Here is a 10,249-nt window from a genome sequence, read left to right on the forward strand (position 1 = left end):
GGAGAAGAGGAAAGACTTGGCTATCTTGGAAGGGCCACTTGAGGGATCCCGAAGCAACCTAGCCCATGACCTGGCCACTGCTTGCCGTCCAAAAGCTCTTCATCTACCTGCTGGTGGGGATCGCCTTTGCCGCCCTTTGTCTGGGAGATCAGGCCCTGTCGCCGGCGGTTATCGCCCTCTGCTTGGCAGCGGGGGCTGCCAGTTGGTTTTGGGAGCCGCCCCGCATTAGCTTTGCCCGCTATGCGCCCCTGTGGATGCCCCTGACGGTGAGCGTGCTGGTCAGCCTGGCGGCCCTGGTGCTTGCGGGCGTGCTGCCGCTTTCGGATGGGGCCATAGGCCTGGTGCTCTACCTTACGGGGGCCAAGTTGTTTCAGCGGGAGCGGGCAGCCGACCACATTCAGTTGGCGGTGTTGTCTTTGCTTCTGATGGCCATCGCCACCCTCTTTAACGAGGACATCAGCTTTGGGTTTTTATTCCTGCTGTATGTGGGGGTGGGGCTGGTTAACCTCACCCTCTATCACCTGCGCCTGCAGGCGGAGCAGCACCCCCAGGCGGCCACCCAAGTCCGCGGGATCGACCTCAACTTTCTGGGGTTGCTTGGATCCCTGGCTTTGCTGGCAACCCTTCTCGCGGTGGTTTTGTTTTTCCTCTTTCCGCGCCTTAGCTTGGGGCTCCTAGGCCGGCAGGCCCGCTCGCCGGTGATGACCACTGGCTTTGCCGAGGAAGTCAGCCTGGGGGAGTTCGGCACCCTCAAGACCGACAGCACTGTTGTTATGCGGGTGGAGTTCCCGGCGGGGGTGCCGCCTCAGGTGGAGTCCCTCTACTGGCGGGGGATCAGCTTTGATCGCTACGACGGGCGGGCTTGGTCGCGGACGCTGAACCGCGCGATCCCGATTTTCCCCACTGCAGCAGGGGTCTTTGCCCTCTCGGCTTCCCCCTTGATCCCCACCGCTAGCGACCTCCAGTTCCTCCCCCTGGAGCAGCTTATCTACCTAGAGCCGCTGGCCACCAACACCGTCTTTGGGGTGGCGCCGCTGCTGGAGGTGGAGTGGTTGGATCGGGGGGGGGCGATGACCCCTCAGCAGGCATGGCAACGGCAAACTCGCCGCCTGCTCCTGCACGAGAGCGGGGATGTGAGCCATTCCCTGCCCCCCCGGCTGCCCTATCTCTACCGCGCCGTGAGCTGGATCCCCCGCGATCTGGGGCCCCGCCTGCGCCAGCTCGGCCAGGCGGAGTTGCTAAGTGCTCTTGACCCAGCCCAGCAGGCAGCCTACCTGCAGCTGCCGGCAGAGCTGGATCCGCGCATTCCCGCATTGGCAGAGGAGATCACGGCTGGGATCCCCGATGTCTTTGGCAAGGCGACAGCTCTGCAGAACTACCTGCTGGAGAACTACGCCTACACCACGGATCTGCCGGATCCCGGGGCCGAACCGCCTTTGGAGGCCTTTTTGTTTACCCACCGCCGCGGCCACTGCGAATACTTTGCCACCGCCCTGACGGTGCTGGCCCGCAGCATTGGCATCCCGGCCCGCGTGGTCAATGGCTTTTTGGGCGGGCGCTGGGTGGCGCAGGAAAAGTACCTGGCGGTGCGCAACGCCGATGCCCATTCTTGGACGGAGATCCCCTTTGGCCCCTATGGATGGATCCTCTTCGACGCCACGCCGCCAGAGGCCAATGTTAGCCAGCGGCAAAGCTGGTGGGATCCCCTGCAAGATTTTTACGACAGCCTGCGCTTCCGTTGGTTTAAGTACGTCATCCAGTACGACCTATCCACCCAGCGGCAGATCTGGCGGCAGATTCAGGAGATCGCCAGTGCAGTAGCGGTCTCTTCCGATCGAGAGGATGTTGCCGCCGCCTTCCGTCGCGGTCTGGTGGGCTGGGGGCAAAGGCTGCAACAGAACAGCCTGCCGCTGCTGGGGGTGATTTTGATCACCGGCTTCACGGCCTACTGGGGCCGCCGCCGCCGCTACCAGGCTTTGCACTGGCGGGATGGGGGATGGATCCTCTTGGCCACACTTGGCAATGGAGTGGTGATGGGATCCCTGTGGCAGCCGCCCCCAGAATGGCCCACCTGGATGATCGGGATCCTGCTGCCAAGTCTGGCCTTTGCCGGCATGCGCTGGATCCCGACGGCCCTGCCCAAATCGCAGCGGCGCCGCCAGGCAATCTCCAGACTTTACCTCCAACTGCGGGAGCTGGCGACGGCAGTGGGGATCCCAGCCCACCTGGGGCCGGAAGCCTGCCTAGAACACTTGCGCCACTCCGATTTGCCCCAGGCCGAGCTGGCCATCCAGTTCCTGCAGCGCTACCTGGAGGTGCGCTTTGGCGGGATCGCGCTGGAAGCCGGGGAACTGCGGCGTTGGCAACAATGCCTCAGACAGCTTAGGCAGGCCTGGCAGACCCAAAATTCCTCCCTTGCCCCCAAAAGAGCCGCTTGACCGGAAGACGGCTATGTCCTGGCGCAAGTCTCCCAAGAGCTCTACGAGAAGCCTTGACATTATGAAGGGGTTAAGAGATAGTTAACTCTAGGTATAGACCCTGCCATAGACTGGGGCGGCAGGCCATCGCTACAAGTGAGCTCTGCCCTCAGGTTTAGCCTAGCCCTTGCTAAGTGCTCCAAGGCTGTGTTACTTTTCTTGACGTTCAGCCTTGAACAAGCAAGGGCAGGTTTACTATGCGTAACTATTCTCTGAGGGCAGCTTTGGCCGCAACGCTGTGCCTGCTGTCCTCTTCCCTTTTTTCTAGCCTGGCCCAGGCGGCGCCAAAGCCGACCGGCAACGGGGCGATCTTTTTCCACCCCGATGGCACTTCGGCCTCCCACTGGGACATCACCCGCATTCTCCACTACGGCCCGGATGGCTTCTTGAACTGGGATCGCCTGCCTGTCATCACCACCTATCGTGGCCATCACCTTGACCTGTTGGGTGGAACCTCCAACGGCGGGGCGGTGACGCATGCCACAGGCACTCGCGTGCATGGCGCGACTTTTGGCTTGGATCCCGACGGCAAAGAGTATCCCTCGGCCAACGGCACCCTGAACACAATTATGGAAGATGCCATTGAGGCAGGCCTGGGCACGGCTCTGGTGCAGTCGGGATCCATCATCGAGCCGGGGACGGCTGCTTTTGTGGCTGAAGCTCCCAAGCGCAGCGACTACGAGGAGATTGCCCTGGAAGTGGTGGAGTCGGGGGTAGACATCATCCTGGGGGCCGGTGAGGAATGGCTGTTGCCGGAAGGCGTCCAGGGGCGCTTTGGCCAAGGGAAGCGCAAGGATGGCCGCAACCTCATCGAGGAAGCCAAGAAAAAAGGGTATGCCGTCGTCTATACCCGCGACGAGCTGCTGAAGCTGCCGGCGGATGCCGCCAAGGTTTTGGGGGTGTTCAACGTAGAGGACACCTTCTACGACAAACCTGAAGAAGAGCTGCGCAAAGAAAACTTGCCCAACTACATCGCCAGCGCACCCACCATTGCCGAGATGACGCAGTTTGCCCTAGAGCGGATCTCCCGCAATCCCAAGGGCTTCTTCGCCGTCATTGAGGAAGAGGGCACCGACAACATGTGCAACAACCTCAATGCTTCCGGCTGCCTGGAGGCCATGAAGCGGGCTGACGATGCCATTGGGGTAATTCTTAACTTCATCGAGAAGAATCCCAAAACCTTCATGATCACCACCAGCGACAGCAACGCCGGCGGGATGCAGTTGGTGGATGTGGAGTCTGCCGATGAGCCGCTGCCCCCCACTGACCCCGAAGAAAGCGGCGCCCCCATCGATGGCGTCGAGGGCACGGGTACGAAGCCATTTGTTTCAGCACCCGACAAGAACGGCAACCGCCGCCCCTTTGCGGTGGCGTGGGCCACTGGAGACGACGCCGGCAGTGGAGTTATCGCCCGCGCGGCGGGCCTGAACGCCCAAGAGCTGGTGCCCACCACCGGGATCCTGAACACCGACATCTACCGCATTCTCTACACAGTTCTCTTCGGGGAGCGCATCCCCAGCGAGCTGAAGCCGTAGTCTCAGGCAACCCGGCATTGGCTCCGAACTTCTGAAGACCGAGGGGATCCAGGCGATCCCCTTTTCATTTCCATAAGTCATTAACGCAACGCTGTCGCGAACGCGCTGCTCTAACTCCCCTCTCCCTCAGGGAGAGGGGTTGGGGGTGAGGGAGTCCCTGAGGGAGAGGGGTTGGGGGTGAGGGAAGTCCTTGCCACGTCTTGTCCAGAGCTAGGAAAGAGTGGATAGTCTGCCCTGGGCCGGCTGAGAACGCCTCTGCTGCACCGCCTGGTAGCGCCGCTTGAACTCCTGCTGCTGCACCTTGTGATCCACGATGGGATCCGGGTAGCCGCAGCGCCGCCGCTCCTGTAGGGCCCAGGATCCCTTGGGATCCTCCCCCACCCACAGCAAAGCCGGGGTATCTAGCCCCGCCAGCTCCGGCAGGTAGCGACGGATGTACTCCCCTTCCGGGTCGTAGCGGGCTGCCTGGGTGGCCGGGTTGAAGATGCGCAGCGGCCTGGGATCCGTGCCCACACCGGCGCTCCACTGCCAGCCGCCGTTGTTGGCGGCCAGATCCCCGTCCACCAGCTTCTGCATAAAGTAGCGCTCTCCCCAGCGCCAGTCGATGAGCAGATCTTTGGTCAGAAAGCTGGCCACGATCATGCGGCAGCGGTTGTGCATCCAGCCGGTCTCGTTGAGCTGGCGCATGGCCGCATCCACGATGGGGTAACCCGTCTGTCCGGAGCACCAGGCCTGAAACCAGTCCTGCCGGTTGCCCCACTCCAGCGCATCAAAAGCTCGCCGGTAGGCGCCGCTCTCCACGTGGGGCCAGTGGGCCAGGACATGCTTGTAAAACTCGCGCCAGCACAGCTCCTGCCGCCAAGTTTGCAGGCTGCTTTCGGCCTCTTCACTGCGCACCTCTGCTTCCACCTCCCGCGTGGCCTGCCACACCTGACGAATGCCGATGGTTCCCCAGCACAGGTGGGGACTGAGGAGAGAGGTACCCTGTTCAGCCGGAAAATTGCGGGCCTGCTCGTAGTCCAAAATGCGCAGGCCCTGACAAAAATCCTCCAGCAGCGCTTGAGCTGCCCTCTCGCCTGCCGCCGGGATCCGCTGCTCGCAGACAAAGCCCAGATCCGCCAAGCTGGGCAGAGGTTGAGCTTTCAGGCTTGGCAGCGGCTGGAGCTCCTTGGGAGTGGGGAAGGGATCCGGCTTAGGCAAGCTGGACCAGCGGCGCCAGAAAGGGGTAAAAACCGAGTAGGGATCCCCCGCCTGGGTCACCACTTCCCCCGGACCGTGCAGCAGCATATCTTGGTAAGAAAAAGACGGGATCCCGGCTTCCGTCAAGCTGGCCCGCACCTGACTCTCCTGCTGCCGGGCCAAGGGATCCAGATCCTCGTTCCAAAACACGGCCTGCGCCCCCAGCTCGGTGGCCAACTGCCGCAGCTCCACCGCCGGATCCCCCCGCCGCCAGAGGAGCGGGATCCCCATCTGGGCGTAGCGCTCCTGCAGCTCCTGCAATGCCTGGAGGAGAAACGCCACCCTGGCCGGGGCCATATCCGCCCGCTGCAAAACCTGCGGGTCGAAAACGAAAACCGGCACCACCTGCGGGCTGCGCTGCGCCGCCGCGTGTAGGGCTGTGTTGTCTGCTAGCCGCAGATCGCGACGGTGCCAAATCAAAACCGGGGAAGTCATAGGCTACTGAGGGACGGGATCCCATCTTGGCCGGTTCCCACCACCCCTTTCAACTCATTCCCCCCTCCTGGACAGCCAGGAGCTAGACTATGAAGAACCTTAAAGGGCTCTGTCAAATCTCTGGACGGTCGAGCAGCCGGCTGGGACAATAGCGGCAGCGTTCATCTGGCTTTTGTTGGCCATCGCTGTACCCCATTGCATAAGCTGTATCCCCCAACATCACCACCAATTGAGTTAGCTTCAGGGAGAGCAAGGGGTCAAGCGGCTCTGTGACATTCAGCATAAACTGCTCAATGGAGCGCCGCAGGGCCTCTGGCGTCTTGATCATCACGTCTCCATCCATCCATCGATGGCTTTAGGTATTCATACTCAAGGCAAGGTGGACATGGATTCAAGATAAAGGTAGAAGAGAGAGATGCTCGTAGCATCGGCTACTGTTCTGGGGATCGAGCCGACGAGGACTCTGCTCCACACCGGCCAGAGCCGGTTTGCGGATGAGCGGTAACCTAGGTATCCAAAAATGGCGACAGCGCGACGGGTGGCACGGGTAGCCGAGCTGATCAAACGGGAGGTCAGCCAAATCCTGCTCTCGGAGATCAAAGATGACCGCGTGGGGGCGGGCATGGTCAGCATTGTGGATGTCGAGGTTTCCAATGACTTGCAAAATGCCCGCATCTTCGTCAGCATCTATGGCGATGAAGCGGCCCAGCAGCAGACCATGGAGGGGCTGGCCTCTGCCACTCCCTTCGTGCGGCGGGAAATTGGCCAGCGCCTCGGCCTGCGACGGGTGCCGACGGTGGTGTTTTTGCAGGATCGCTCTTTGGAGCGGGGATCCCGGGTTCTGACCCTGCTCAACCAACTGAGACCGCCTGCCGAGGCTCAACAACAGGAGGAGCCCGGGGTTGAGGAAACGATGGAGGACACCGCCGGGGGTGAAGAAGACAATTGAGCAAACAACAATGGCTGCCCACTTTCGTGCCACCTTGGGGGATCTGCGCTAAAGCTCAGCCTGCTGTGCACAAGAGAGCAAAGAATCTACCCTGATGGCCAACGGCTTCGCGGCGACGCGGACAATGTCAAAGCCAGGTTTTCTCACCGAGAAGTTTTTGGATTTGTTAGGCTGAAGAAACTACACAGCCCTTCCCGTGGTTACCTGAACAGGATCAATGCCTGCGGCACGCCTAAACGACCACCAGAGCGCTCTATCCCAACTGGGAGTCGCAATAGTGCCGCCCACTGATAACGCGAAGGCATCAGCGTCGCTGTAGCGAACCTGCGAAAGGGCTGTAAAGTTTCTGTCCATGCCTTTTCTGCCTTTTCATGGATGTTCAAAGCCCACTGCAACCGGATCCCGCCCTGGCAGGTGCCACCCCTCTCCAAGCTCTGCAGGCTCTGAACCAGAGTGTTGCCGAAGCTTTGGTTTCCTGCTTGAAAGGGCAACCCCAACAAGCCACTCAGCACCTTTTACTGGCTCTGCCGCAGTTAATGGCTGCTCTGGGGGCTTTGAGGCAAAAATCTTCCGTTGGCGTCAGCGGGCCGGAGGCCTTGGCTGAGTCTACAGGCCGCGTTTCAGAAATCAACCCCAAGCGCATCATTCACATCGAGGGCAACCGTGTGGAAGTGTGGGTAGATAACCAGATTCGCAGCAGTTGGAGCATCTGGTCGGTGGGAGATCTCAAGGAAGTCTGCCGGCTGGCAGAAGAATTTGATTGTGGCCTCAGCTATTCTTTAGGAGATAGCTCAGGGTCGAAGTCGGCAATGCTGCTGTTGCCCCCCAATGCCGTCGATTTGCCCGACCGGCTCTCCAATCCCGAAGACTCCGCTGCCTAGCACCCTCAGCTTCGGTTGCTGCTTTTGCCGTTCAATCCCCATGGCAAAACCCCAACGGCTCCAGAAGCTTTTGGCTCAGCAGGGCTTGGCCTCTCGTCGCCAGGTGGAAGCCTGGATCCTGGCGGGTCGCATTCGGGTGAATGGGAAAGTGGTCACCGAGCTGGGCTTTAAGGCTGATCCGGAACAGGATTGCGTCGAGGTGGATGGGCGGCCAATCTCTTGCAGGGATCCGGCCCGCCACGTTTTGCTTCTGCACAAGCCGCTGGGGGTCTTGTCCACCTGTAAGGATCCCTGGGGACGCAAGACAGTGCTGGATCTGCTTCCCCCACCCTGGAACCGACAGATCCGCCTCTATCCCGTGGGCCGACTGGATGTCGATAGCAGTGGCGCTTTGCTGCTCACCAACGATGGTGACCTGACACTGAAGCTAACCCATCCGCGCTACCATCTGCCCAAAACCTATCGAGTCCAGGTACAGGGACATCCGAGCCAGGCCACCCTGCAACAGTGGCGAGACGGAGTAGACTTAGAGGGGTACACCACTCTGCCGGCGGAAGTGGAGTTTTGTTCTGCCCCCGATTCCGGGCAGAGAAAGCATCCCGATTCCTCCTGGCTGAGGATAGTTTTGTTTGAGGGACGCAACCGACAAATTCGGCGGGTGGCAGAGCAGCTTGGGCATCCGGTGCTGGCCTTGCATCGGGAAGCCATCGGCCCAGTACGTCTGGGCAATCTGAGGGCAGGCCAGTTCCGCCAGTTGGATCCCCAAGAGGTTCAGGCCTTGCTGGCCCCGTTTGCCGCCGCCGACAGCTCAGCTCTGCCCAAGATCGCCTCTTTTTTCTCTTCCCGTCCTTCTTCATAATGTTGGGTACGGGGAGAAAAGGACAGAACGGCTTGCGGCTGTATCTTCTTGTCTGCTGACAATTTGGGGCTGCTTGTAAACCAGCTTCCTCTCTTCCACAGGTGACCAAACGATGCAAGAGTCAGCACACTCTAAGGACTCCGTCCCGCTAACGCGATTGGAAGCCCTGGGATCCCTGCTGCGGCAAACACGGGAGGCACGGGGCCTGACGTTAAGCGAAGTAGCCAACGATACCTTTATTCGCTCCCAGTATCTACAGGCGCTGGAGGAAGCCGATTTGAGCCGGTTGCCGGAGCCGGTCTATGTGCAAGGGTTTCTCAAGCACTATGCCAACTATTTGGGGTTGGATGGCGAAGCCCTGTCTCGGCAGGCTCTTCCACTTCTATCGGCCAAAACGCCCCCTGGATCTGCTCCCCTTCTGGCTGCTGGTGGGCAGCCCGCCTTTGCCCTGCGCCCTCTCCACCTTTGGGTCGCCTATGTGGTGCTGGTCGTGCTGGCAGTGGGGGGATTATCGGCTCTTTTGGAAGGCACAGGCAATCCCTTTGGGCGTTGGCTGGTGAGCCTGCCGAGGATTGGCCGAGAGGGATCCGGCCAGCAACCCCCTGCTGCCAACTCTCCGGATCGCACCCTGCCGGCAGCTCAGCCTACGGCCCGCCAACTGTTTCCCACCCTTGACCAATGGACGCGCATTCAAGGCGTTTTTCCCGAGATATTGGAAGCCTACTCAGGGGGAGTGGGGCGCAAGCCGGTGCGTCTGGACATCCGCGTTGTCGAGCGCCCCTCCTGGTTGCGGGTCATTGCCGATGGGCAAACGGTTTTCGAGGCTACCTTACAGCCAGGGGCCGAGTTGAATTGGGAAGCGGAGCAATCGATTGTTTTGCGTACCGGCAATGCGGGCGGTGTGTTGGTGACCTTTAACGACCGGGAGCTTGGGGTGATGGGCCGGTTTGGAGAAGTGAAAGAACTGATGTTTGAGCCGGGGTTGGATATTCAGTCCCTGCGCTAGGGATCCGGCCTATCATGTGTCAGTGGCCACCCGGAAGCGATCTCCCACCCTTGGGAGCGGAGCTGCTGCAACAGGTGCCGGACTTTGTCGATGTCTTTATCGCCTGGCCGGCGTTCCACACCGCTGGAGAGATCGATGCCGTTGGGCTGAAGGTGGCTGAGGGCCTGCCGCACATTGTCCGGTTTCAACCCACCGGCCAGCAGCCAAGGCAAGGGCAGGGATCGGTGGGCCAGTTCCGGCCAATTGAGGGTTTGCCCCGTTCCACCCGCCTGTTGGGGGTGATAGGCATCCAAGAGCAGCCCCTCTACACAGTCTCGGTAGAGATTGGCTCCTTCCAGATCCGCCGGGTGGCGAATGCGCAAGGCCTTGATGCGGCGGATCCCGGGCAGCCATTCCCCCAACTGCCGACAATCCTGGGGGGATTCCTGGCCGTGCAACTGGATGGCCGTGAGGCCCACCGCTTCCACCCAGGCGGCGATGACGCGGGGATCCTGATCCAGAAAGACCCCCACTTTTTCCACAGGGCCGGGCAGAGATCCCACCCAGCGGGCCATTTCCTGTAGGGGCAAATAGCGAGGCGTATCGGGCACAGCAATAAACCCAAGAGCGCTCACCCCCAACGCGGCAATGGCCTCCGCCTGATCCTGACGGGTGATCCCGCAGATTTTGACAAACAACTGGCCCATTGGGATCCCTTCCGACAATCAACCTACCCCAGTCACTTCAAATCCAATAGCAACGAAACGGTTCGTTATGCCGTTATTGCTACGCAACGCTGTCGCAAACGCGCCCCTCCAACTCCCCTCTCCCTCAGGGAGAGGGGCTGGGGGTGAGGGAGTCCCTCAGGGAGAGGGGCTGGGGGTGAGGG

At 60.9% G+C, this 10,249-nt stretch carries 9 protein-coding genes and 1 pseudogene; 7 read left to right on the plus strand and 3 right to left on the minus strand.

Annotation, left to right across the window (positions count from 1 at the left end):
* Positions 1-65 precede the first annotated feature (65 nt).
* Both NW844_RS07935 and NW844_RS07940 read left to right on the plus strand, forming a co-directional pair.
* On the plus strand, positions 66-2,438 hold the full coding sequence (locus tag NW844_RS07935) for a DUF3488 and DUF4129 domain-containing transglutaminase family protein (protein ID WP_414334851.1): 2,373 nt from the start codon (positions 66-68) through the stop codon (positions 2,436-2,438).
* A 236-nt stretch (positions 2,439-2,674) separates the two neighbouring features.
* On the plus strand, positions 2,675-4,012 hold the full coding sequence (locus NW844_RS07940) for an alkaline phosphatase (RefSeq protein WP_414334852.1): 1,338 nt from the start codon (positions 2,675-2,677) through the stop codon (positions 4,010-4,012).
* A gap of 210 nt (positions 4,013-4,222) precedes the next feature.
* On the opposite strand, the gene NW844_RS07945 is transcribed toward NW844_RS07940, so the two are convergent.
* Positions 4,223-5,686 carry a cryptochrome/photolyase family protein gene (locus NW844_RS07945; protein WP_414334853.1) on the minus strand — a complete coding sequence of 488 codons (1,464 nt, stop codon included), beginning with the start codon at positions 5,684-5,686 and terminating at the stop codon, positions 4,223-4,225.
* Positions 5,687-5,798: 112 nt separating this feature from the next.
* Positions 5,799-6,014: a hypothetical protein gene (locus tag NW844_RS07950; protein ID WP_414334854.1), complete on the minus strand. Its 216-nt coding sequence runs from the start codon at positions 6,012-6,014 to the stop codon at positions 5,799-5,801.
* Between the two features lie 192 nt (positions 6,015-6,206).
* Between NW844_RS07950 and rbfA the strand changes: the two genes are divergently transcribed.
* The 5 genes and pseudogenes from rbfA (at position 6,207) to NW844_RS07975 (ending at position 9,381) form a co-directional block, all read left to right on the plus strand.
* Positions 6,207-6,635: a 30S ribosome-binding factor RbfA gene (rbfA, locus tag NW844_RS07955; protein ID WP_414334855.1), complete on the plus strand. Its 429-nt coding sequence runs from the start codon at positions 6,207-6,209 to the stop codon at positions 6,633-6,635.
* Positions 6,636-7,006: 371 nt separating this feature from the next.
* Complete coding sequence (locus tag NW844_RS07960) at positions 7,007-7,516, plus strand: hypothetical protein (RefSeq protein ID WP_414334856.1); 510 nt, start codon at positions 7,007-7,009, stop codon at positions 7,514-7,516.
* 40 nt (positions 7,517-7,556) lie between these two features.
* Entirely contained in the window at positions 7,557-8,375 is an 819-nt protein-coding gene (locus NW844_RS07965) for a pseudouridine synthase (RefSeq protein ID WP_414334857.1), read from the plus strand.
* Positions 8,376-8,487: 112 nt separating this feature from the next.
* Positions 8,488-8,721, plus strand: a pseudogene (locus NW844_RS07970) (helix-turn-helix domain-containing protein); the annotation flags it as partial.
* A complete protein-coding gene (locus NW844_RS07975) occupies positions 8,719-9,381 on the plus strand; it encodes a DUF4115 domain-containing protein (protein ID WP_414334859.1) in 663 nt (220 codons plus the stop codon). The pseudogene NW844_RS07970 and the gene NW844_RS07975, both read left to right, overlap by 3 nt.
* Here NW844_RS07975 and NW844_RS07980 read toward each other — a convergent pair.
* The gene (locus NW844_RS07980; protein WP_414334858.1) at positions 9,378-10,067 is read right to left on the minus strand and encodes a phosphoribosylanthranilate isomerase; all 690 of its coding nucleotides are present in this window, start codon (positions 10,065-10,067) and stop codon (positions 9,378-9,380) included. The two genes, NW844_RS07975 and NW844_RS07980, sit on opposite strands and share 4 nt — an antisense overlap.
* Positions 10,068-10,249: the final 182 nt, after the last annotated feature.

The organism is Synechococcus sp. H55.2 (assembly GCF_047462495.1).
GTDB lineage: Bacteria > Cyanobacteriota > Cyanobacteriia > Thermostichales > Thermostichaceae > Thermostichus.